General features: G+C 72.1%; 23 protein-coding genes. 14 read left to right on the top strand and 9 right to left on the bottom strand.

The features are described 5' to 3' along the window. Positions 1 to 54: 54 nt before the first annotated feature. Complete coding sequence (locus tag QSK10_RS03070; protein ID WP_285661032.1) at positions 55 to 1,227, top strand: ROK family transcriptional regulator; 1,173 nt, start codon at positions 55 to 57, stop codon at positions 1,225 to 1,227. 64 nt (positions 1,228 to 1,291) lie between these two features. Further along, positions 1,292 to 2,590, top strand: a complete 1,299-nt coding sequence (locus QSK10_RS03065) for a golvesin C-terminal-like domain-containing protein (RefSeq protein WP_285661031.1) — start codon at positions 1,292 to 1,294, stop codon at positions 2,588 to 2,590. A gap of 596 nt (positions 2,591 to 3,186) precedes the next feature. Here QSK10_RS03065 and QSK10_RS03060 read toward each other — a convergent pair. Continuing rightward, positions 3,187 to 4,200, bottom strand: coding sequence for an ABC transporter permease subunit (locus QSK10_RS03060; RefSeq protein WP_285661030.1), 1,014 nt, complete (start codon positions 4,198 to 4,200; stop codon positions 3,187 to 3,189). Further along, positions 4,200 to 5,231, bottom strand: a complete 1,032-nt coding sequence (locus QSK10_RS03055; protein WP_285661029.1) for an ABC transporter ATP-binding protein — start codon at positions 5,229 to 5,231, stop codon at positions 4,200 to 4,202. Before QSK10_RS03055 ends, QSK10_RS03060 begins: the two co-directional genes overlap by 1 nt. An 80-nt stretch (positions 5,232 to 5,311) precedes the next feature. Between QSK10_RS03055 and QSK10_RS03050 the strand changes: the two genes are divergently transcribed. Together QSK10_RS03050 and QSK10_RS03045 are read left to right on the top strand one after the other, a co-directional pair. Continuing rightward, positions 5,312 to 6,106 carry an ABC transporter ATP-binding protein gene (locus QSK10_RS03050; protein WP_285661028.1) on the top strand — a complete coding sequence of 265 codons (795 nt, stop codon included), beginning with the start codon at positions 5,312 to 5,314 and terminating at the stop codon, positions 6,104 to 6,106. Between the two features lie 54 nt (positions 6,107 to 6,160). After that, positions 6,161 to 7,552, top strand: a complete 1,392-nt coding sequence (locus QSK10_RS03045) for an alpha/beta hydrolase (protein ID WP_285661027.1) — start codon at positions 6,161 to 6,163, stop codon at positions 7,550 to 7,552. 4 nt (positions 7,553 to 7,556) lie between these two features. Here the strand turns inward: QSK10_RS03045 and QSK10_RS03040 are convergent, their stop codons facing one another. From QSK10_RS03040 to QSK10_RS03030, 3 genes are read right to left on the bottom strand one after another with little or no spacing between them, the layout of a single operon-like run. Further along, entirely contained in the window at positions 7,557 to 8,096 is a 540-nt protein-coding gene (locus QSK10_RS03040; RefSeq protein WP_285661026.1) for a Uma2 family endonuclease, read from the bottom strand. Next, positions 8,093 to 8,281 carry a hypothetical protein gene (locus tag QSK10_RS03035; RefSeq protein WP_285661025.1) on the bottom strand — a complete coding sequence of 63 codons (189 nt, stop codon included), beginning with the start codon at positions 8,279 to 8,281 and terminating at the stop codon, positions 8,093 to 8,095. Before QSK10_RS03035 ends, QSK10_RS03040 begins: the two co-directional genes overlap by 4 nt. A 56-nt stretch (positions 8,282 to 8,337) precedes the next feature. Continuing rightward, complete coding sequence (locus QSK10_RS03030) at positions 8,338 to 9,453, bottom strand: serine hydrolase domain-containing protein (protein WP_285661024.1); 1,116 nt, start codon at positions 9,451 to 9,453, stop codon at positions 8,338 to 8,340. A 198-nt stretch (positions 9,454 to 9,651) separates the two neighbouring features. Here QSK10_RS03030 and QSK10_RS03025 point away from each other — a divergent pair, with 198 nt between their 5' ends. From QSK10_RS03025 to QSK10_RS03000, 6 genes are all read left to right on the top strand, one after another. Beyond that, a complete protein-coding gene (locus QSK10_RS03025; protein WP_285661023.1) occupies positions 9,652 to 10,425 on the top strand; it encodes an enoyl-CoA hydratase/isomerase family protein in 774 nt (257 codons plus the stop codon). Further along, complete coding sequence (locus QSK10_RS03020; protein ID WP_285661022.1) at positions 10,422 to 11,339, top strand: class I SAM-dependent methyltransferase; 918 nt, start codon at positions 10,422 to 10,424, stop codon at positions 11,337 to 11,339. Before QSK10_RS03025 ends, QSK10_RS03020 begins: the two co-directional genes overlap by 4 nt. Further along, entirely contained in the window at positions 11,336 to 11,896 is a 561-nt protein-coding gene (locus tag QSK10_RS03015) for an acyltransferase (RefSeq protein WP_285661021.1), read from the top strand. Before QSK10_RS03020 ends, QSK10_RS03015 begins: the two co-directional genes overlap by 4 nt. A gap of 9 nt (positions 11,897 to 11,905) precedes the next feature. Continuing rightward, on the top strand, positions 11,906 to 13,516 hold the full coding sequence (locus QSK10_RS03010; RefSeq protein WP_285661020.1) for an acetolactate synthase: 1,611 nt from the start codon (positions 11,906 to 11,908) through the stop codon (positions 13,514 to 13,516). Between the two features lie 90 nt (positions 13,517 to 13,606). Beyond that, positions 13,607 to 14,377, top strand: a complete 771-nt coding sequence (gene map / locus QSK10_RS03005) for a type I methionyl aminopeptidase (protein WP_285661019.1) — start codon at positions 13,607 to 13,609, stop codon at positions 14,375 to 14,377. Between the two features lie 17 nt (positions 14,378 to 14,394). Continuing rightward, positions 14,395 to 14,898 (top strand): GNAT family N-acetyltransferase, encoded by a 504-nt coding sequence (locus tag QSK10_RS03000; protein ID WP_285661018.1) that lies wholly within the window; start codon positions 14,395 to 14,397, stop codon positions 14,896 to 14,898. A 579-nt stretch (positions 14,899 to 15,477) separates the two neighbouring features. On the opposite strand, the gene QSK10_RS02995 is transcribed toward QSK10_RS03000, so the two are convergent. Next, positions 15,478 to 16,356 carry a LacI family DNA-binding transcriptional regulator gene (locus QSK10_RS02995; RefSeq protein WP_285661017.1) on the bottom strand — a complete coding sequence of 293 codons (879 nt, stop codon included), beginning with the start codon at positions 16,354 to 16,356 and terminating at the stop codon, positions 15,478 to 15,480. 117 nt (positions 16,357 to 16,473) lie between these two features. Between QSK10_RS02995 and QSK10_RS02990 the strand changes: the two genes are divergently transcribed. Next, positions 16,474 to 17,400, top strand: coding sequence for an acetylxylan esterase (locus QSK10_RS02990; protein WP_285661016.1), 927 nt, complete (start codon positions 16,474 to 16,476; stop codon positions 17,398 to 17,400). 54 nt (positions 17,401 to 17,454) lie between these two features. Beyond that, positions 17,455 to 18,933 (top strand): MFS transporter, encoded by a 1,479-nt coding sequence (locus QSK10_RS02985; protein WP_285661015.1) that lies wholly within the window; start codon positions 17,455 to 17,457, stop codon positions 18,931 to 18,933. Positions 18,934 to 18,982: 49 nt separating this feature from the next. Here QSK10_RS02985 and QSK10_RS02980 read toward each other — a convergent pair whose 3' ends face one another. After that, positions 18,983 to 19,420, bottom strand: coding sequence for a VOC family protein (locus QSK10_RS02980; protein WP_285661014.1), 438 nt, complete (start codon positions 19,418 to 19,420; stop codon positions 18,983 to 18,985). Positions 19,421 to 19,532: 112 nt separating this feature from the next. Between QSK10_RS02980 and QSK10_RS02975 the strand changes: the two genes are divergently transcribed. Next, positions 19,533 to 20,582: a DUF4037 domain-containing protein gene (locus tag QSK10_RS02975; protein ID WP_285661013.1), complete on the top strand. Its 1,050-nt coding sequence runs from the start codon at positions 19,533 to 19,535 to the stop codon at positions 20,580 to 20,582. Positions 20,583 to 20,599: 17 nt separating this feature from the next. Continuing rightward, positions 20,600 to 20,833 carry a hypothetical protein gene (locus QSK10_RS02970; protein ID WP_285661012.1) on the top strand — a complete coding sequence of 78 codons (234 nt, stop codon included), beginning with the start codon at positions 20,600 to 20,602 and terminating at the stop codon, positions 20,831 to 20,833. On the opposite strand, the gene QSK10_RS02965 is transcribed toward QSK10_RS02970, so the two are convergent. Beyond that, positions 20,826 to 22,178 (bottom strand): sensor histidine kinase, encoded by a 1,353-nt coding sequence (locus QSK10_RS02965; protein ID WP_285661011.1) that lies wholly within the window; start codon positions 22,176 to 22,178, stop codon positions 20,826 to 20,828. The two genes, QSK10_RS02970 and QSK10_RS02965, sit on opposite strands and share 8 nt — an antisense overlap. Before the next feature lie 5 nt (positions 22,179 to 22,183). Then, complete coding sequence (locus QSK10_RS02960; RefSeq protein WP_285661010.1) at positions 22,184 to 22,870, bottom strand: response regulator transcription factor; 687 nt, start codon at positions 22,868 to 22,870, stop codon at positions 22,184 to 22,186. Between the last annotated feature and the right edge of the window lie 35 nt (positions 22,871 to 22,905).

Below are 22,905 nucleotides of genomic sequence, written 5' to 3'. Positions count from 1 at the left end.
CAAAGATGCAGGTTAGAAACCCAGCCCCCTGACCATGACGAAGGGCGACCACCTATGGCGACTCGCCGATCTCCGGGCATCCCCAGCCTGCTGCGTGTGCTCAATGACCGGGCCGCGCTCGAACTGCTGCTCCACAACGGCCCGATGACCAGGGCCGAGCTGGCCGCGGAGACCTCGCTGTCCAAGGTGACCGCCTCCCAGATGGTCGAGCGGCTCGAAGCGAGGGGCCTGGTCACCGTCGTCGGCAGCCGCCCCGGCGGACGGGGACCCAACGCGACGGTCTACTCGGTCGTGCCCGGCTACGCCTACGTTGTCGGCGTGGACGTCGGCCCGCGCAGCGTGACCGCCGCGATCGCCGACCTCACCGGCAGCGTGTGCGGGCGCGTCCGCATCGACACCGGCGAGGGCGACGACCCCGTGCAGGTCGTGCACCGCGCGGTCTTCGACGTCGTGGCCGCCGCCGACGTGCCGCCCGAGCGGATCCGCCGCATCGTGTGCGGCACGCCCGGCCTGGTCGAGCCCGACTCCGGCGACCTCGGCTTCTCCTGGGAACTGCCCTCCTGGCACCACGGGCTGCGCGCGGCGCTCACCGAGGACCTGAAGCGGCCGGTGACCTTCGAGAACGACGTGAACCTGGCCGCCGTCGCCGAGCACCGCGACGGCGCGGCCACCGGCGTCGACGACTTCGTCTACGTCTGGTTCAGCCGCGGCCTCGGCGTCGGCGTCATCCTGAACGGCCGCCTCCACCGCGGCGCCACCGGCGGCGCCGGCGAGATCGGCTACCTCCCCGTCCCCGGCGGCCCTCTCCCCGCCGGGTCGGTCGCGCGCCGCGCGAAGGGCTCCTTCCAGCAGCTCGTCGGCGCCGACATCGTCCGCAACCTGGCACGCGAGCACGGTTTCGAGCGCGTCAACGTGGCCAAGTCCGTCCGCGCCGCCGTCGCGGCCGGAGCCGAGGGCGAGGCCTTCCTCGACGAGCTCGCCGCCCGCATGGCCCTCGGCGTGGCCTCGGTCAGCGTCGTGCTCGACCCGGGCCTGGTCGTGCTCGGCGGCGCGGTCGGCTACGCCGGCGGCGACGTCCTCTCGGCCCGCGTGGCCGAGCAGGTCACCCGCCTGGCGCCGGTGCGCCCGCGGGTCGTGGTCGGCACCGTGTCGGAGGACCCGGTGATGCGCGGGGCGATGTTCATCGGGCTGGACGCCGTCCGCGAGGAGATCTTCGACGAGGAGTGAGTCCATTTTGGGTGAACGGTCCGAATGGTGAAAAATGGACGGGTACTCGCATATCGTGTCCGATATGCGACTCGTCACACGTGCGGCCGCGGCGGCCATCGCCGCGGCCCTCCTCTTCACCGCGACGCCCGCAAACGCCGATCAGCACCGTGACGGCGGTTCCGGCCTCGCCGATCCGCCCGCCGCGACGCCCGGCGCGCGCCCCGACCCCGAGGCGTCCTCGGTGGACTACGGGGGCGCCGACTGGGCCGCGGCGAGCACGAAGAACTACACGGTGGCCGACCGGCCCCGCGACCACAAGATCAAACAGGTCGTCATCCACGTCATGCAGGGCACCTACGAGGGCACCAAGTCCTGGTTCCAGAACCCGAAGGCCCAGGTCACCACGCACTACATCATGCGCGCCAAGGACGGCCACGTGACGCAGATGGTGCGCGAGAAGAACATCGCCTGGCACGCCGGGAACTGGGACGTCAACACCGAGTCGATCGGCATCGAGCACGAGGGCTGGATCAGTGAGTCCAAGTGGTTCACCGACACCGTGTACAAGTCCTCGGCGGCCCTGGTGCGCGACATCTGCGACCGCTACGGCATCCCCCTCGACCGCGACCACATCATCGGCCATGTCGAAGTGCCCGGCGCCGACCACACCGACCCCGGCAAGTACTGGGACTGGGACCGCTACATGTCCTTCGTCCGCGCCGCCGGTGACGACGGCGGCAGCGGCGGCGACGACGGCGTGATCGTCGACGACGCCACCACCGGCCGCATCACCGCCTCGGCGACGTGGAAGTCGGCGACCATGAGCGGCCAGTACGGCAGCGGCGTCCACGTCGCCGACCCCGTGAAGGCCTCCGACCCCCTGTGGTTCAAGGCCGCCCTGCCCACCACCGGGAAGTACCGCGTCTACGCCTGGCACCCGGCCGACGCGGGCAACAACGACAAGACGCCCTACATCGTGCACACCACGGGCGGGAACGTGTCGGTGTACCTGGACCAGAGCGTGTCGGGCGGAACCTGGCGGCTGCTGGGTGAGTTCGCGATGGCGGCGGGGGATTACGACGCGGTCGCGGTGAGCCGGTGGACCGGCGGGAGCGGGAGGATCGTGGCGGACGCGGTGAGGTTCGTGGGGGTGTTAGGGGCGGTGGAGAGGGACGCGAGGGCCCGGCGGAAGCCGGGCCTTTCGTGTTTGTGGGCACGCGGCGGTATGGCCGAGGGGCGAAGGCCGAAGGCCGAAGGCGCGAGGGGGACCACCCACGCGGGGGAGGGGGAGGGTTTTGATCGCGTGTCGAAGAATGGCGCGCGCGTGCAGCGGCGCAACCAACCCGGTCGGCCACGAAGCAGCGGGTGCCGAAAAACATAGCCCGCCTCCGGCTCGGGGGAAGTGTTGTGAGTTCCCGGGGTCCAGGGGACGGAGTTCCCTGGTGGGGGTCCAGGGGGCAAAGCCCCTTGGGCACCACGCGGAGAAGACGACAGGCCACGGCCGCAAGCCCCACGCACCCGAGAAGAGAAGCCGGGGTGGAGCGGGGCCAGGGTGACGCGGGACGGAGCAGGGCCGGGGCGGGGCGAGGCCGGGGCGGCGCCCCGGCCCTCCCTTTGAGCGAGTGACACCTGCGGTGTCACCTCGCCTCACGACCGTTCGGATCGAGGTAGCAGGCGCTTCGCCCTGCACCAGACCAGGGCCTTGCCCTGGACCCACCAGGGAACTCCGTCCCCTGGACCCCGGAAGTCAAAACACTTCCCCCGAGCCGGAGGCGGCCTTTGTTCCTCGGCACACGGTGCGTCGTGGCCAACCGGGCTGGTTGCGCCGCTGCACGCGCGCGCCCAGCTTCACCACCCGATCAAGACACTTCTCTCCCGCTGGGTGGTCACCCTCGCGCCTCGGCACGCGCCTCGGCACGCGCCTCGCCGTGCGCGTCGGCGTGCACCCCGCCCTGCCGCCTCGTCTCGTCCGTGGTGTTAGCCGTTCGCCACATCCCGCCGCTTGAACACCCAAGCCGCCGCCCCCACCAGCACCAGCGTGAACAGCAGCAGCACGATCGATCCGCCGACGCGGTCGATGGTGATCGTCGTGGGTTCGACGTAGTCGCCGTAGTTGGAGTAGCTCGACCCGTAGTCCACGATCTCGTACCTGCCGATCAGCCAGCCGATCACGTACGGCGACAGGGTGAACAGCTCCAGGAAGTACAGCCCGGGGATGAACTGGCCGATGATGCGCAGCCCGAACTCGAAGACCACGGCGTAGGCGGCCAGCGCGCCCAGGGCGGCGGCGGTGCGGCGGCCGAGCATCGCGATGGAGAAGCCGACGACGGTCAGCATGACCGGGAGGGCCGCCATGCGCAGGACCTGCTCCACGAACTCGCCCAGCCAGGTCGAGTTGACGTCGCCGACGTAGCCGCCCACCGAGGTGATCACCCACATCAGCAGCAGGAACACGCCGGTCAGACCGAAGGCGCCGGCGGTGATGGTGATCAGCGAGGCCCCGAGCTTGGAGAAGAAGACCTCCATCCGGCGCGGTTTCCACAGCAGCAGGTTCGTCATGCCGCCGGTGGGCCACTCGGCGCCCACGAAGGAGGCGGCGGTGACCATGCCCGCCATCGCGATCAGGCAGCCGAAGACGTACATGAGCGGCGGGACGTCCTGGGTGAAGGACACCGAGCCGTACAGGTAGTTCGCCGCGTCGATGAGGTCCGGGTCGTACTGGGCGCAGTCCTGCCCGGACAGCCAGTTCTCCTCACCGTCGACGACGGCGGGCAGCGGCGACATGCGCTGGCACTCGTCGAAGCGGGGAGCCATGTCGATGCGGGCGGCGGCGGCCTCCGACTCGGCGTAGGCGATCTCGTCGGCGCTCGGCTTGTGCGAGTTGGCCATCGCGATGATCAGGATGACGGCCATCGCCGCCACCGTCGCCAGGGACATGACCATCCCGAAGCGGCGGGTGAAGAAACGGCGCAGCTCGACCTTGAGCAGCATCAGGCCGGACCTCCGGACTCGGGCGTGACCGTGATCGTCTCGGCGACCGGCGCGGACACGGGAAGGGGCGGGGGCGGGACGCGCACCGAGTCGTCCACCTGCGGGTAGCGCCCGGCGACCGGCGCGGTGCCGGTGAGCTGGAGGAACACCGTCTCCAGGTCCGGCTTGAGCTGCACCAGCTCGGACACCCAGATGTCCTTCTCGCCGAGGGTCCTGGTGACGAACGCCGGATCGTTCATGCGCGGGACGACGATGTGCTCGTTGACGCGGTGGGCCTCCAGGCCCGCCTCGGCCAGCACCGGCAGCGCGGCCTCCGGGTCGGCCACCAGCACCCGCACGTCCCCGGTCGACTGGGACGCGATCACGTCGGCCACCTTGCCGGTGTGCACGCGGCGGCCCCGCGACACGATCGTCACCGTGTCGCACAGCTGCTCGACCTCGCCCAGCAGATGCGAGGACACCAGCACCGTCACGCCGTTGGCCGCCAGGCTCTGCATCAGCTCGCGCATTTCGCGGATGCCGGCCGGGTCCAGCCCGTTGGCCGGCTCGTCCAGGATCAGCAGCTCCGGCTTCTTCAGCAGCGCCGAGGCCACCGCCAGCCGCTGCCGCATGCCCAGCGAGTACGCCTTCACGTTCTGCCGCGCGCGGTCGCGCAGGCCCACGATCTCCAGGACCTCGTGCACGCGCGCGTCGGGGATCCCCACCGACGACGCCAGCAGCCGCAAGGTCTGGAACCCGGTGAAGTTGCCGAAGAAGTTCGGCGCCTCCACGATCGCCCCGACCCGGTTCACCACATGCGGCAACCGCTCCGGCAGCGGTTCACCGAACACGCGCATGATCCCCGCGTCGGCCCGGACCAGCCCCAGCAACGCCCGCAGCGTCGTGGTCTTGCCGCAGCCGTTCGGGCCGAGGAACCCGTGCACCTCACCCCGGTGGACCACCAGGTCGAGACCGTCCACGGCGACCACGGGCCCGCGGCGCAAGGTCCGAAACGACTTGCGAAGTCCGCTGATCTCGCAGACGACTGTCACCTGCATCACCTCCGAATGCCACACCTTACGACGCACCGGCCAGCTCCAGGGGTCCCGAGACGACGTGGTTGGATGGGTACGTGCCAGAGCCGACAGACCTCGTGATCTCCGTGGACTCCGCGACCGTCCGCCGTGGACGCGCCAAGCTCCTGACCGACGTCAGCTGGCACGTCGAACTCGACGAGCGATGGGTCGTCCTCGGCCCCAACGGCGCCGGGAAGACCACCCTCCTCAACCTCGTCGCCGCCCGCACCCACCCCACCGCCGGGACCGTGCACCTCCTCGGCGAGCGCATGGGCGCCGTCGACGTCTTCGAACTGCGCCCCCGCATCGGCCTGGCCACCGCCCTGCTCGCCGAGCAGATCCCCGCCGACGAGACCGTCGCCAACGTCGTCGTCACCGCCGCGTGGGGCGTCGTCGGCCGCTGGCGCGAGGAGTACGACACCCTCGACGAGGAACGCGCCCTGGCGCTGCTGTCCCAGCTGGGCGTCGCCGAACTCGCCGGACGCCTCTACGGCACCCTCTCCGAGGGCGAGCGCAAGCGCGTCCAGATCGCCCGCGCGCTCATGACCGACCCCGAGCTGCTGCTCCTCGACGAACCCGCCGCCGGACTCGACCTTGGCGCCCGCGAATCCCTCGTCCAGCGGCTCTCGGCGCTGGCCCTCGACCCCGACGCGCCCGCCATCGTCCTGGTCACCCACCACGTCGAGGAGATCCCGCCCGGGTTCACCCACGCGCTGCTGATCGCCGACGGGGGAGTCGTCGCCTCGGGCCTCATGGATGACACGCTGACCGGTGAGAATCTCTCGAAGACCTTCGGGATCCCGCTGGAGCTCACCCGCAACGGAGACCGGTACACCGCACGCGCCGTGTAAAGGCGTGCACCGGATGTCGTGACCAAAACCGCCCGCCCGGTGTTAAATGACCGGGTGACCACGTGGCGGGCACAGGTCGAAGCACGGCTGCGACAGGCCGTGCTGGTGGCGCTCGCCGCCGTCGTGGTCGTCGGGGTCCCGTCCATCGTGTACCCCCTCACCACGCCCGTCTCCGCCGAACCCGGCGCGGCCCCGCTGCCGCCCGCCGAGACACCGGACGCGCTGGTCGCGGCCGTCGCGCCCGGCCTCGCCGGGCTCACCGCGTCCGCCGCCGCCACCCGCGTCGCCCTCGACCCGCGCCTCGTGGTCGCCGCCGCCGGGCGCGACCCCGCGTCCTACGACGACCCCGTCGCCGAGGCCCTCACCCGCCTCGCCGGGCAGGACCCGGCCGTGGTCCGCGCCTTCTTCGCCGGGCTGCCCGCCGCCGTCACCGAATGGGCGGCGGTGCTGTTCCCCTCCGCGATCGGCAACCTGGAGGGCGCGCCCTACCCCGCGCGCATCGCCGCCAACCGCCTGCGGCTCACCGCCGAGACCGTCCGCCCCAGCACCCCCGACGTGCCGATGTGGACGCCCCCGTGGGCGCTGGCCGGGACGCCCTACGCCGACTTCTTCGCCGGAGCCGCCGACCGCGGGCACGACCTGATCTACTTCGACCCCGTCGCCAACAACGGGCAGGGCTCCTGGGCCGAGGTCATCGGCGACCTGACGAGCGCCACCCGGGTGGGGATCCTCGTGCCCGGCGGCAGCGCGTCCGTCGTCAGCGACAACTTCATCCGCTACGCCCTGCGCGCGCGGTCCTTCGTGGACGCCCCCGAGGCCGCCGGGAAACTCGCCGTCATCGTGTGGGCCGGTGCGGACTTCCCCTCCGGCTGGCTCCAGGAGGGCCTGGCCGGATACGCCGAGAAGGCCGCGCCCCGGCTCGCCTCCTTCAGCCGCGACCTGCGCGCGCGGCTCGCGCCCGGCGTCCCCGTCATCGCCATCGGGCACTCCTACGGCGGGCCCGTGGTCGGGCTCGCCGAGACGCGCGGACTCGACGCCGACGTGATCCTCCAGCTCGCCTCGGCCGGATCCGGGCACGGCGTGACCGACGTCCACCAGTACGACGCGCCCTGCCGCACGCGCTACTCGATGACCGCGCCCGCCGACCTGATCGGCTACGTGCAGGGCAGCGGCGACGCGCCCGGCATCGGGCACGGGCTCGATCCCGACGAGATGCCCGGGACGATCCTGCTGGACAGCGGCTTCCACGTGGCCGACCCCAACGCGCCCGACGACATCGGACGCCCGATCGGCGCGCTCGCCGGGACCGAGATCCGCGGGATCCACGCGCACTCGGAGGTGTTCAACCCGAGGTCGGACGCGTGGGTGAACATCCTGGCGGTGCTGACCGGGGGCGCGGTGGTGCTGAAACCGGGCGGGCAGCCGCCGGCGGTGGAGGGGTGCTGAGGCGTCAGAGGACCAGGTCGGCGGGGCGGACGGTCACGGGGAAGGGCAGGGCGACCGCCAGCTCGGCGTCACCGGAGACCCGGCCGGTCTCGGTGTAGTTCTCGCCGTCGCGCTCGTGGGTGACCAGCTCTTCGGCCTCGGGATCGAAGATCCAGTACGACTGGATCCCGCTCTGCGCGTAGGCCTTGCGCTTGAGGTTCAGGTCGACCAGCGCGGTGCCGGGGGACAGGACCTCGACGGCGAGAACGGGCGGGTGCGTCAGGTTCTTCTCGCCGATGTCCTCGACACGGGCGACCATCAAGTCGGGCTGGAAGCTCCGCTGCGGCGTGGGGCGGAACTCGATGGGGCCGAGCAGCGTCCGCAGGTGCGGAGGGCATGCCGGGCCCAGGATCAGCGCGAGTTCGAACAGGGCGTGCTGATGGTGGGGCGTGCGGCTCCCGCTCACCAGGAGCACGCCGTCGGCGAGTTCGTAGCGCAGGCCGTCGTCCGGCAGGCCGTCGAGATCGGCGGCCTGCCACTCGGTACCGCTTCCCGGCCCGATCACGGCATGCCGAGTTCGCGCACGGCCCGGGCGGCCGCCGCCTGACGGGCCGCCCACTCGTCGCCGATGAGGCCGTGGCTCCGGATCAGCGCCGCGTCGTGGGTGATGCCCCGCCGGTACGCCTCGTGTGCGAGGGCACCGGCGGATGCGGCCGCCGAGGTCGCGGCTTTGGGTGGGTCGGGGGTCATGACCGGCCTCCCTTCGGGCTCACCCGGTTCAACGACTGGACCGCCCTCCGGTGACGTCAGCCCGCCTCTCGCGCCGCCGCCTCCACCAGTGCCGCCACGAAGCCGTCGTTCTCCACGGCCCCGCCGCCGGGCGGGAAGTGGAAGCGGCTGCGGCTGTAGCCGTAGGCCAGGCCGAGGCCGGGGTCGGCGAAGCCCTGCGCGCCCGCCGCGCCGGAGTGCCCGAAGGCGTGCCGGGACAGTCCCGGGTAGCGCAGGCCCTGGGCCTCGAAGCCCAGTGCGAAGGCGTGGTCCTCGCCGGTGACCAGGTCGATGCCGGTGGAGTACGGCTCGGCGAAGGCCGCCACCGTCTCCGGGCGCAGCAGGGGCTCGGTCCCGTCGGCGCCGATGGCGGCGGCGTAGACGCCGGCGATGCCGCGCGCGTTGCCGACGGCGCCCGCCGAGGCGGGGCCTTTGGCGCGGGCCTCGCGGGAGTTGAGGAAGGTCTGGATGTCGGCCGGCGGGTCGGTGTGCAGGTTGAACGCGACGGCGATGAGGCTGTCGCGCGGGGGCAGCCCGGACTCGCCGAGGGCGGGCAGCATCGGCGTGAACCGGTTCTCCTCGCGGGCGGGCAGCCCGAGGAAGAGGTCGAGCCCGCGGGGCGCGCGGACGCGCTCCTCGTAGATCTCGCGGACGGTGCGGCCGGTCGCGCGCAGGACCACCTCGCCGACGAGGGCGCCGATCACGTAGGCGTGGTAGCCGTAGCCGTCACCGGGGGTCCAGTACGGCTCGGCGGACGCCAGGCGCGCGGCCAGGACGCGGTCGTCGGCCAGCTGCGCGGGCGTGAAGCCCTCGGGGACGCCGACGAGGCCGGAGCGGTGCCCGAGCAGCTGCCGGACGGTGAGGGCCTTCTGCCCGAACTCCGGCCAGTAGGAGGCGACGGTCGCGTCGAGGTCGACGCGGCCGTCCTGCACCACCAGTGCCGTGACCAGCGCGGTCACGCCCTTGGCGACGGAGTAGAGGCCGGTGAGGGCGTCGCCGTCGGGGCCGTTCCAGAGGTCGGCGACCAGGCGGCCGTGCGCGTAGGCGGCCAGGTGCGCGTTCTGGTTGCCGGGCTCGGCGTCCAGCGCCTCGGCGAAGGCCTCGCGGACGGGCTCGTAGCCGGGGGCGGTGTATCCGGCGATCGGGGTGCTCATGCCCGCATCAAGTCGCGCCGGTGGCCGGGTCTTCCGGAAGCGGACGTGGATCACACACCGCGCCCGCCGCGAGCAGGGGTTTCCCTCGGTTCGGCGGGGTTCGTCCCCGCCGGAGCCGGTGATCGCGTCGCGACGCGGCCGAATCCGCCGAAACCGGCCCTGGCCCCAGGCGGCGTACCGCCCGGTAATCTCCCCAGCATGACTGAGTTCGTACGCCTTGAGGTCGACGGCGGCATCGGTGTGATCCGCCTGTCGCGGCCGCCGATGAACGCGCTGAACACGCAGGTCCAGGAGGAGCTTCGCGCCGCCGCCCACGAGGCGACCGCGCGCGAGGACGTCCGGGCGGTCGTCGTCTACGGCGGGGAGAAGGTCTTCGCCGCCGGAGCCGACATCAAGGAAATGGCCGACATGGACTACGTCGGCATGTCGGCGCGGGCGCGCGACCTGTCGTCGGCCTTCGACGCGGTGGCGCGGATCCCCAAGCCGGTCGTCGCCGCCATCACCGGCTACGCCCTGGGCGGCGGCTGCGAGCTGGCGCTCACCGCCGACCTGCGGGTGTGCGCCGAGGACGCCAAGCTCGGCCAGCCGGAGATCCGGCTCGGCATCATCCCCGGCGCCGGTGGCACGCAGCGGCTGCCGCGCCTGGTCGGCCCGGCCAAGGCCAAGGACCTCATCTTCACCGGCCGCATGGTCGACGCGAAGGAGGCCCTGGAGATCGGGCTGGTCGACAAGGTCGTGCCCGCCGACCAGGTGCTCACCGCCGCCATGGAGATGGTGAAGTCCTACGCGAAGGGCCCGGCGCAGGCGCTGCGCGCGGCCAAGGCCGCCATCGACGGCGGCCTGGAGATGGACCTCGCCTCCGGCCTGGCCTGGGAGTCGCAGCTGTTCGCGGGCCTGTTCGCCACCGCCGACAAGCAGATCGGCATGGACGCGTTCGTGGCCAAGGAGAAGCCGGAGTTCACCGGCAAATGAGCCTCTACGACGAGCTGCGCGACGACCCGAAGGCCGCCAACATCGCCTACCACGACTGGGAGGCGGAGACCTACGACGAGAAGTGGTCGATCTCCTACGACGAGCGCTGCATCGCCTACGCCCGCGACCGGTTCGCGGTGATGGCGGGCGAGGCGGGCTGGCCGTACGGGGGCGCCCTCGAAGTCGGCTGCGGGACGGGGTTCTTCACCCTGAACCTGATGCAGGCGGGCGTCATCGAGCGCGGGCACGTCACCGACATCTCCCCGCGCATGGTCGAGACGGCCGTGCGCAACGGGAAGGCCCTCGGCCTGGACGTCTCGGGCCGGGTCGCCGACGCCGAGGAGATCCCCTACGCCGACGATTCCATGGACCTGGTGGTCGGGCACGCCGTCCTGCACCACATCCCGGACGTCCCGCTGGCCTTCAAGGAGGTCCTGCGGGTCCTCAAGCCCGGCGGGCGGTTCGTCTTCGCCGGTGACCCGACCCGGGTCGGCGACTTCTACGCCCGGCGGCTGGGACGGCTCACCTGGTGGGCCACCACGAACCTGACGAGACTGCCGGGGCTGGAGGGTTTCCGGCGGCCGCAGCAGGAGCTCGACGAGTCCTCCGAGGCCGCCGCGCTGGAGTCGGTGGTCGACCTGCACACCTTCGTGCCGGGCGAGCTGCGCGAGATGGCGGTCGCGGCCGGGGCGTCCGATGTGGAGGTCAAGACCGAGGAGCTGACGGCGGCGCTGTTCGGCTGGCCGGTGCGGACCTTCGAGGCCGCGGTGCCGCGCGAGCGGCTCGGCTTCGGCTGGGCGAACTTCGCCTACCGCTCCTGGCAGGCGCTGTCCAAGGTGGACGACGTGCTGGCGGCGGTGCTCCCGCGCGATCTCTTCTACAACGTGCTGATCACCGGGCGGAAACCCGAGTGAGGGCGTGGCGGTGGACGGTCTGGGCGGCGCGCTACCTGCGCGTCCGCCTGACCTCCCCGCGCGTCCGGATCGCCTGGCCGGTCCACCTGGGACGCGGCGTGCGCCTGCATGCCCGGCGCGGTTACGGGCGGCTCATCATCGGCCCGCGCGTGCACATCGGCGACGGGACGGCGATCCGCGCGCACGAGGGCACCGTCCGGATCGGCGCCGGTTCGGTGCTGGCCGCCCGGGTCACCCTGAACGCGTACCTGGACATCCGCGTCGGCGTGGACTGCCTGATCGCCGACGAGTGTTACCTGATCGACTTCGACCATCGCATCGGCGACCTGGACCGGCCCATCAAGGACCAGGGCATCATCAAGTCGCCCATCGAGATCGGCGACGACTGCTGGCTGGGCACCAAGGCCATCGTCACCCGGGGCGTCCACATTGGACGCGGTGCGGTGGTGGGCGCGGGCGCGGTGGTGACCCGCGACGTGCCCGAACGCGCCATCGTCGGGGGAGTTCCGGCCCGGCGAATCGGGCACCGCGCGCCGGAGGGCGGCCTGAACGCGTAGTCTGCCGGAATGGAAGGCACCGGTGGCGACCTGGCCCTGGCGACCCTGCGGGGCCACGGCGTCCGGGAGATGTTCACTCTGTCCGGCGGGCACGTTTTCCCGCTCTACGACGCGGCCGTCCAGCAGGGCGTGCCCATCTACGACGTCCGCCACGAGCAGACCGCCGTCTTCGCCGCCGAGGCCGTCGCGCGGCTGACCCGCCGCCCGTCGCTGGCCGTGCTGACCGCCGGTCCCGGTGTCACCAACGGGATCTCGGCGATCACGACGGCCGCGTTCAACGGCTCGCCGGTGGTGGTGCTGGCCGGGCGCGCGGCGATGTGGCGCTGGGGCGCCGGGAGCCTCCAGGAGCTCGACCACGTCCCGATCGTGGCCCCGGTGGCCAAACGCGCCGCCACCGTCACCGACCCGCAGCGGGTGGTGTCCGATGTGGACGCCGCCGTGCGCGAGGCGCTCACCCCGCATCGCGGGCCGGTCTTCCTCGACCTCCCGCTGGAGGTGGTCTTCTCCCGCGCCGAGTCCGAGATCGCCGTCGGCGAACCGGTTCGGGTGGTCGAGCCCGACCCCGAGGAGGTCGACCGGGCGGCGTCGCTACTGGCGCGCGCCGAGCGTCCGGTCATCATCGCCGGATCCGACGTGTACGCCGCCGACGCCTTCGCCGCCCTGCGCGAATGCGCCGAGGCTCTGCGGGTTCCCCTGTACACCAACGGCATGGGCCGGGGCGCGCTCCCGCCGCGGCACGATCTGGCCTTCGCCCGCAGCCGCCGCCACGCCCTGAAGAACGCCGACGTGGTCGCCGTGATCGGCACCCCACTGGACTTCCGGCTCGGTTTCGGCGACTTCGGCGACGCGCAGGTCGTGCACATCGTGGACGCCGAGAGCCTGCGCGCCACCCACGTCACTCCCGCCGCCGCGCCCTGCGGCGATCTGCGCCTGGCGCTGACGCAGCTGGCGTCCTACACCGGCGTCCGCGCCGAGCACGAGACCTGGATCGCGGCCCTGCGGCAGGCCGAGCGCGCCGCCACCGCCAAGGCCGAGGAGGAGATGGCCGCCGAGTCCGACCCGGTCCGGCCCGCGCGCGTCTACGGCGAGCTGCGCAAGGTCCTGGCCGAGGACGCCATCACCATCGGCGACGGCGGCGACTTCGTGTCCTACGCCGGGAAGTACCTCGAACCCGCCCGGCCCGGCTGCTGGCTGGACCCCGGTCCCTACGGCTGCCTCGGCACCGGCCTCGGCTACGCGATGGGTGCGCGCGTGGCCCGCCCCGACCGGCAGATCTGCCTGCTCCTCGGCGACGGCGCCGCCGGGTTCTCCCTGATGGACGCCGAGTCGCTGGCCCGCCAGAACCTGCCGGTGGTCATCGTGTGCGGCAACAACGGCGTGTGGGGGCTGGAGAAGCACCCCATGAAGGCCATGTACGGCCACACCGCCGCCGCCGACCTCACCCCCGGACTCCGCTACGACCGCGTCGTGGACGCCCTCGGCGGCGCCGGGGAGACCGTCACGAAGGCCGCCGACCTCGGCCCGGCGCTCGACCGCGCCTTCGCCTCGGGCGTCCCGTACCTGGTCAACGTGCTCACCGATCCCGCCGACGCCTACCCGAGGTCGGCGAATCTGGCCTAGCCGGGGTTCGATGGACGAGGCGTGCGAACGGCGCATACCGTGTACTCGACGACCGCCGACCGTGGGCGGGCGACTAGGGGAGAGAACACCATGGTCGAACTGAAGAGCGCCGGCGAGATCGAGTACATGCGCGAAGCCGGCCGTGTCGTCGCCCGCTGCCTGGCGGCCACCCGCGAGCAGGCCAAGCCCGGTGTCACGCCGAAGGAACTCGACGACCTCGCCGCCTCGATCATGGTCGAGGAGGGCGCCAAGCCCGCCTTCCTGAACTACGTGCCCAGCTTCGCCAGCACCCCCTACCCGGGCGTCACCTGCATCAGCGTCAACGACGCCATCGTGCACGGCATCCCCAGCGCCGTCCCCCTCGCCGAGGGCGACCTGGTGAGCATCGACTGCGGCGCCTTCGTCCAGGGCTGGTGCGCCGACGCGGCGGTGTCCTTCACTGTGGGCGAGCGACCGTCCGAACAGGACCGGATCCTCCTCGACGCCACCGAGCGCGCCCTCCACGCCGGTATCGCCGCCGCCGTCCCCGGCGCCCGCATGGGCGACGTGTCGGCCGCCATCGGCGCCATCGGCCGCGCGGGCGGCTTCGGCCTCCTGGCCGGCTACGGCGGCCACGGCGTCGGCCGCAAGATGCACGAGGACCCGCACGTCCCCAACGAGGGCAAGGCGGGCCGCGGCATGAAACTCAAGCCCGGCCTGGTCATCGCCATCGAGCCCATGTTCAACCTCGGCGGCCGCGACACGTCCACACTGGACTCCGACGGCTGGACCATCCGCACCGTCGACGGCACCCGCGCCGCCCACTTCGAGCACACCATCGCCGTCACCGCCGACGGGCCGCGTATCCTCACTGCCCTATGAGCACCCTTCCGAGCGATATGACCATCCGCCCCACCACCGAGGCCGACATCCCCGGCGTGATCCAAATGGGCGACGACGCCGTGGCCTGGCTGGTGGAACAAGGCCGCACCGGCCAATGGGGCACCCGCCCCTGGAGCGAGAACCCCGAGCGCGCCAAGACCATGATGGACCGGCTCACCAGCACCGAGTTCTTCGTCGCCGAGATCGGCGGAAGACTCGCCGGAGCTCTCGCGGTGGCCACCCACCCCCAGGAATACGCCCCCGCGATCGACGAGCCGGAGCTCTACGTCCACTTCCTCATCACCGCCGGAGACTTCCGGGGACGGAATGTCGGCGCCCGCCTCCTGGACCACGCCCGCGACCGCGCCCGCGAACTCGGCATCGGCCTGATCCGCGTGGACTGCTACGGCGGCGCCGACCGGAAACTGGTGGCGTACTACGAGTCGCAGGGCTTCACGCCCACGGCGGCCTTCACGGTGAAGGACTGGCCGGGACAGGTGCTGGAGCAGCGGCTCGGCTAGCAGCCAGTCAGTACAGGCCCAGGCCCCACGCGGCTTGAAGCCGGGGAAAGTGACTGGCCGGCAACGGGGTCAGGACACGGGCAACAGGCGGAGCTGGTTGCTTTAGACCCGGGCGAAGTGACTGGCCTGCAACGGGGTCAAAACCCGGGCACGGACAAAGGCTCGTTGTTTTAGACCCGGGCAAGGTGACTGGCCTGCTACGGGGTCAGAACCCGGGTGGGGTCGAGAGCCTGTTGTTTTAGAGCCCCACCGAGACGGCCCGCAACCCGCCGACAAACAGCGCCCCCGAGACCAGATCCGCTGAAGCTGTCTCGGGAAAGGAGAGGATCCTCCCTCGGTCGGCCGACGGGTCATAGAACGCAGGTTCTGGGGGTGTCAAGACAGCTCTTCCGTCTTGACACCCCCAGGTTCTGCGTTCACCGTCCTCAAAGCCGAACGCGGGTGGAGCCTCCCGAGAGAGGTCCGGCGTCCAGGGGCCGCACCCCTGGTCGGGTCCAAGGGGTGAAACCCCTGTCCAGAGGGTGACCCCCACCCACCCCCAACGCAGGCAAGAGAAGACGGCCGATCCGCGGGAGAGCCCTAAGGCGCCAGAAGAGTAACCCCCGGCCCCCCCTTCCCCTCCAACGCCGCCATCAACACTCGCACCGCCTCGCCCCCCAGCGCATCCGCCGACTCATCCGACCGCACCGCCACGACATCCCCCTGCCCCCCGAGCGCCGCCTGCATGTACCGCGCACAAGACTCGTCCTCCACGGCGAACCCCGTGATGTCGTCCTCGATCAAGGCCTCCACGCAGTCGTGCAGAGCCCGGGGTTCTTCTGGCCACTCCACCGTCACCGCCGTCGCCCCCCGATCCCGAGCCTGCTCCAGAAACCCCGACCGCGTCCGCGAATCCACCGGCCCCAGCAGCGCCAGCACCGAGTGCCCAAGATCCGCGAGCCGGTCCGCGCAGGCCGCCCCCGCGGCGGTCCGGTCCAGGTCCACACAGGACACTCCGGGGTTGTCCGCGCAGTGCCCGATGAGGATCCCGGCCATGCCCACGGCGCGCAGCACGCTGACGAGGGCGGGCTCCATCAGGATCAGCCCGTCCACGATGGACCCGGCGGCCAGTCGCCGGACCCCGTCCTCCCCCGCGGAGGACGGCACCAGCAGGACGTCGTAGTCGAACTCGCGGACGGCCGCGGCCACCGCGGTGGTGAAGCGCGCGGTGTGGGCGTCGGCGTGCGCCGGGAGGATCAGCGCGATGAGGCTGGAGCGGTTGCTGGCCAGGGACCGCGCGCCCGCGTGGGGGTGGTAGCCCAGGGCGCGGATCCCGGCCAGGACCCGCTGGCGGGTGCTCTCGGAGATGACCCGCTTGCCACTGAGCACATAGGACACCGTCGAGACGGACACGCCCGCGTGGCGGGCCACCTCGGAGATGGTGACCGAGCTGGCGCGGCGGCGCGGCGTCCCGGTCACCGGAGGACCGGCGGAACTGCTGCGGTGAACGACATTCGCACACCGTACTCACCTGGGAAAAACGCCGGTACTGCGCGTCGGGCGGCGATCACGCAAGGCGGGATAGGCTCTCTCTCCATGTGGTTCGACTACTCGCTGGACAAGCTGCGCGAATATCGACCGGAGCGGGAGGAACCCGCCGACTTCGACCGCTTCTGGACGGCCACTCTCGTCGAGGCGCGGACGGCGCCGGTCGCCGCCGAGTTTGCCCCCTACGACTCGCGGCTGGCCACCGTCGAGGTCTTCGACGCCTCGTTCGCCGGTTACGGCGGGCGGCGGGTCCGGGGCTGGCTGATCGTGCCGCGCGGGATCGGCGGCCCGCTGCCTTGTGTCGTCACCTACGTCGGCTATGGCGGGACGCGGGGCAGGCCGCACGAGTGGCTGTTCTGGTCGGCGGCCGGTTATGCCAATTTCGTCATGGAGACCTGGGACCAGGGTGGGCGCGGCTATGACGCCGACTGCGTCACCCGGGGCATCGAGGCGCCGGAGGGCTACTACTACCGGGGTGTGTACACCGACGCCGTGCGGGCGGTGGAGGCGGTCCGTTCGCACCCGATGGTCGACGCCTCGCGCGTGATCGTGGCCGGTGGCAGCCAGGGCGGCGGGATCACCCTGGCGGTGGCGGGCCTGGTGCCGGACGTGGCGGCGGCCCTGCCGAACCTGCCGTTCCTGTGCGACTTCCGGCGGGCCACCACGCTGCTGGACGAGGCGCCGTACAACCAGATCGGGCGGATGCTGAAGCACCGCCGCGACCTGGTGGACACCGTCTACAGCACACTGTCCTATTTCGACGGGATGAACTTCGCGGCCAGGGCCATGTCCCCGGCGCTGTTCTCGGCCGCCCTGGCCGACCGGGTGACCCCGCCGTCGACGGTCTTCGCCGCCTACAACCACTACGCGGGGCCGAAGGACATGAAGGTGTGGCAGTTCAATGGCCACGAGGGCGGCGGCGCGTTCCAGCAAGAGGCGGAGCTGGAGTTCCTGGAGAAATCCGGTCTGCGATAACTCCCGGAACCTTGCGGACCGAAGTTGTCCGCAAGGTTCCATAGAGTCGTTCGTATGACAAGCAACCGCTTCCGGGCCCTCGGGCTCGCCGCCGTGATCGCCGCCTGCGTCATGGACCTCCTCGACTCCACCGTCGTCCAGCTCGCCGCCCCGGCGATCCGGGCCGAGCTGGGCGGGTCCTACTCCTCGCTGCAGTGGATGACCGCCGGATACACGATGGCGATGGCGGTCGCCCTGCTGGTCGGCGGCCGCCTCGGCGACATGTTCGGCCGCCGCCGCGTCCTGCTGGCCGGCGTCGCCGGGTTCACCCTCGCCTCGGTCGCGTGCGGGCTGGCCTGGGCGCCCGAGGCGCTGATCGGCGCGCGCGTCCTGCAGGGCCTGTTCGGCGCGGTGATGCTGCCGCAGACCTTCGGGCTGATCCGCGAGCTGTTCGGGCCGAACGACATGGCGAAGGTGTGGGGCGTGTTCGGGCCGGTCATGGGCCTGTCGGCGCTGCTCGGGCCGATCCTGGCCGGGGTCATCATCGACGCCGACGTCTTCGGCACCGGCTGGCGCATGATCTTCCTGCTGAACGTGCCGGTGGGCCTGTTCTCGCTGCTGGCCGGGCTGCGCTTCCTGCCGAAGTCGGCGCCGACGATGCGGGGCGCGCGGCTGGACGGGCTCGGCGTCCTGGTCGCCGCGGCCGGCACGTTCCTGCTGGTCTTCCCGCTGGTGCAGGGCCGCGAGCTGGGCTGGCCGATGTGGACGAAGCTCTCGCTGCTGGTGGCGCTGCCGGTGCTGGCCGGATTCGGCTGGTACCAGGTCGCCCGCAAGCGCGCCGGGCGCGTGACGCTGGTCGAGCCGGGCACCTTCAAGAACCGCTCCTACACCTTCGGCGTGGTCCTGGCCGTGGTCTTCACCGCCGCGATGGGCGGGACGATGCTCCTGCTGAGCGTGCTGATGCAGCTCGGCCTCGGGTTCTCGCCGCTGCGGGCCAGCCTCTCGTCGCTGCCGTGGGCGCTCGGCACGGTCGTCGGGACCATGCTCAGCGGGCAGCTGATGGCGCGCTTCGGCCGCAAGCTCCTGCACGTCGGCTTCGCGGTCATGGCCGCCGGTCTGGTCTCGCTGCTGGTGGTCTTCAAGCTGGTCGGCGCCGAGATGGGCGGCTGGGACTTCGTCCTGCCGACGGTCCTGGGCGGCATCGGGATGGGCATGATCTTCGGCCCGCTCTTCGACATCATCACCGCGAAGGTCACCGACGAGCAGGTCGGCTCGGCCTCGGGCGTCCTGCAGTCGGTGCAGCAGCTGGGGATGTCGCTGGGCATCGCGGTCCTCGGCACCGTCTACTTCGGGCACGCCGCGGACCGGGCGGCGGCCGGCGCCGGGCACCGCGAGGCCTTCCTGGACGCCGCGCAGCTCACTGGCGTGATCACGGTGGCGATGCTGGCCCTGGCCTTCGGGCTGGCGTTCCTCCTGCCGCGCAAGGCCCGCCAGCACGCCGCCCCCGCCACCGAAGAGGTGGTGGAGGAGGAGCGCGAGCTGGTGGCCGTCTGACCCGCGCGCGAGTGAGAGCCCGCCCTTCCGGGGCGGGCTTTTCGCCGTCCTAGGGCAGGCGCGGACGCCCGTCGGCCCCGATCGGCCAGCCCGGGTTGTGCGCCAGTTCCCACAGGTGCCCGTCGGGATCGGCGAAGTAGCCGGAGTAGCCGCCCCAGTCGGTGCGCTCCGGCTCCTTGACCACCGTCCCGCCCGCCTCGCGGACCACCGCGAACGCGTCGTCCACATCGGACGGCGTGTCGAGGTTGGCGGCCAGCGTCATACCCCGGAACGGATGCGGCCCGGTCGGGTTCTGCACCCCGGCGTCCTTGGCCAGGGCGTAGACGCCGAAGAGGGCGAGGATCCCGCCGTCGGTGCGGAAGAAGCTCACCTCACCCGGCACCGAGGCCTCCGACAGCGGCCAGCCGAGGGCCTGGTAGAACGCCGTCGAGCGGGTCAAGTCGGCCACGCCGAGGGTGGCGAGACTGACGCGTGGAGCGATCGGCATGACATCACCTCCACCGCGATCATTCCAGGCATGGCGCGCGGGTGGTGCCGAACGCGAGTGGGACGGCCGTGACGGGGGAGAAACCTGTTGCGGGAGTTCGTAATCTTGCCGTGTGTCCGGACGCGAACTCTCCCGGCGGTTCTACGAGGCCGCCGTCCGCCCCCTCCTGGGCGATTTCCCGCACGCCGCAGCCCTGCTCGGCGAGGGCTCCGAGGTCCTCGGTTTCGACGACGGCGTCTCGCCCGACCACGACTACGGCCCGCGCTGCCAGATCTTCACCGACGGCCCCGCCCCCGATCTCGGCGGGCTCCCCGGCACCTTCGACGGGTTCCCCGTCCGCTTCGCCTACCACGGCGAGGAGCCCCGGCACCGGGTCGAGGTGATCGCCCCCGGCGAGTACTTCCGGGCCCGCCTGGGCTTCGACCCCGCCAACGGCGTCACCCTCGCCGACTGGCTGCTCACCCCCACGCAGCGGCTGGCCACGTTCACCGAGGGCGCCGTGCACGCCGACCCGCACGGCCTGCTCACCGGACGCCGCGCGGCCCTGGCGTGGTACCCCGACGACGTGTGGCGCTACGCCATCGCCTGCTCGTGGCTGCGGATCAGCCAGGAGGAGTCCTTCATCTCCCGCGCCGGCGAACGCGGGGACGCCCTCGGCGGCTCGGTGATCGCCGCCCGGCTCGCCGGTGAGCTGATGCGCCTGGCGTTCCTGGTCGAGCGCCGGTGGGCGCCCTACCCGAAGTGGTTCGGCAGCGGCTTCGCCCGCCTGCCCATCGCCGCGAAACTGGAGCCGCACCTCACCGCCGCCCTCACCGGCGCCGGCTGGCGCGAACGCGAGGCCGGGGTGTGCGCGGCGGGCTCGGTCCTGGCCGCCGCCACCAACGCGCTGGAACTGGCCGAGGCCGTCGACCCGGAGCCGCGCCCGTTCTTCGGCCGGGCCGGGACCGTCATCGGCGGCGAGCGGCTGACCGTCCCGCTGCTGGCCGCGATCACCGATCCGGAACTGAACGCGCTGATCGACCGGTTCGCGCGTCCCGGGCGCGTCGGGCGCCTGCCGGGCACCATCGACCAGGCCGTGGACAGCGTGGAGATCCTCGCCCACGCCGAGGCCTGCCGCGCGGCCGCTCCGCTGCTCGGCGTGCCCCCACAGTGGACGGTGTGAGGCGTATCGTCTCGCGCATGACCGACTGGGAGCACCTGGGCAGCGCCGAGGCCGTCCGCCGCGAAGTGCAGGCGGCCCTGCCGATGGGCAGCACGGCCGAGGAGATCGTCTCCTTCACCACCGCCGCGCGGTTGCGGCACACCCGCACCGACGGCGTCATCCACGCCGAGGCGGCGGGCGGCTGGACCATCCGGTTCCACGTGCCGCGGGGCGCGCTGACCCGGCTCGACATCGACCGGGCGGCTACTTAGGACGCGGCAGCACCACGTCCGCGCGCAGCCCCGGCGGCGTGCGCCCCGGCGCCGCGTCGTGCAGCGTGACCGTCCCGCCGTGACGCGCCACCAGCTCGCGGACGATCGCCAGGCCCAGCCCGGTGCCGCCCTTGTCGCGCGAGCGGGCGCCGTCCAGGCGCGTGAAGCGCTCGAACACGCGCGCCCGGTCGGACACGGGGACGCCCTCGCCGTCGTCGGTGACGCTGACGCGGACGCCGTCGGGGTGCGCGTCGGCGCTCACCACCACCCGGGTGGCGGCGTGCCGGACGGCGTTGTCCACGAGGTTCGAGATCGCCCGGCGCAGGCCGTCCACGTCGCCGTCCACCCACAGTGGAGCGTCCTCGGGCGGCGGCACGCAGGTCACCGGCACCCGCGAGCCGGTGTAGCGCTGGCAGATCGCGGTCAGCAGATCGCCGACGTCGACGCGCTCCTTCTTCAGCCGCAGCCGCTCGGGATCGTCGGCGCGCGCCAGCAGCAGCAGGTCGTCGGTGAGCCGGCCCAGCCGCTCCACATCGGACAGCAGGTCGTCCAGCAGCTCCGGGGTCGGGCCGATGCGCGCGGCCACCTCCAGCTCGGTGCGCATGTTCGCCAGCGGGCTGCGCAGCTCATGGGCGGCGTCGGCGACGAAGGACCGCTGCTTGTCGCGGGCCCGCTCCAGCCGCTCCAGCATCGTGTTAAGGGTGACCGCCAGCCGGTGGATCTCGTCCTCACCGCCGTGGGGGACGACCAGCCGCTCGCCGCCGCGCACGTCCTCGGCGCTGCGGCGCAGCGTCTCCACCGGGCGCAGGGCCATGCCCACGACGTACCAGATGGCCAGCCCGAGGACCACGATCAGCACCGGGATCAGGATGAACAGGCCGGTCTTGAAGTAGTGCACATTGTGCTGCATCTCGGCCAGCGGCACGGCCACCAGCACGATCCGGTCGGCGGCCGCGACCGCCCCGACGCGCAGGAAGCCCTCGTAGGTGGCCTGGTCGGCGCGCACCGTCAGCTTCTCGCCGCGGGCGAGCGCGGAGCCGATCTCGTCGGGCCGCAGCACCGTCACCAGGCGGTCGCCGCCGGCCGAGACCCGGTCGATGGTGTAGTCGGCGCGCAGGACCTGGATGATCGTGTTGCCGCTGGAGGGGATCAGGTCCGGCAGGCGGCCGGTGCGGATCATCCCGGCGATCTCCTTGCCGGTCTGGTCGATGCCGGTGTCGACCGAGCCGAGCAGGCTCGACTGCAGGACGCTGACCAGCGTGAAACCGCCCACGCCGAGGGTCAGCGTGAGCCCGAGGACCCCGATGACGACCACCCGCGCGCGCAGCGACATGCGCTGCGACATCCGGCTCACGGCTGTCCGGGCTGGTCGGGCACCAGCCGGTAGCCCGCGCCCCGGACCGTGCGCACCGAGCGGCGCCCGAAGGGGTGGTCGATCTTCTTGCGCAGGTAGCCGATGTACACCTCGACCACGTTCACGTCGGTGTCCACCGGCGCGCCCCACACGTGGTCCAGCAGTTCGACCTTGGACAGCACCTGGTCGGGGTGCCGCATGAGGTACTCCAGCAGCGTGAACTCGCGCGTGGACAGCGAGATCTCCACGTCGCCGCGGCGGACGCGTTGCGCGGCCGGGTCCAGGCTCAGGTCGCCCACGGCCAGGACGGCCGGGCGCGCCCGCACGCCCCGCCGCAGCAGCGCCCGCAGCCGGGCCAGCAGGACGACGTAAGAGAACGGCTTGGTGAGGTAGTCGTCGGCGCCCAGGTCGAGGCCGTCGGACTGGTCGTACTCGCCGTCCTTGGCCGACAGCATCAGCACCGGGACCCAGTTGTCCTCGGCGCGCAGGCGGCGGATGACCTCGTAGCCGGACAAACCGGGCAGCATGACGTCGAGTATGACCGCGTCGTACTCGCCGAAGCGCGCCGACTCCAGTCCGCTCTTCCCGTCGTGCACGACGTCCACGGCGAAACCGTCGGCGGTCAGGCCGCGCGACAGCGCGGCGGCCATCCGCTCCTCATCCTCGACCACGAGCAAACGCATGTCACCGAAGGTAGCGGGCTTCCTGGCAAAGCGCT

The organism is Actinorhabdospora filicis (assembly GCF_030269765.1).
Classification (GTDB): Bacteria; Actinomycetota; Actinomycetes; order Mycobacteriales; family Micromonosporaceae; genus Actinorhabdospora; species Actinorhabdospora filicis.
The sequence above is the reverse complement of the archived record's forward strand: the minus strand, read 5'-3'. Positions and strand labels throughout refer to the sequence as shown.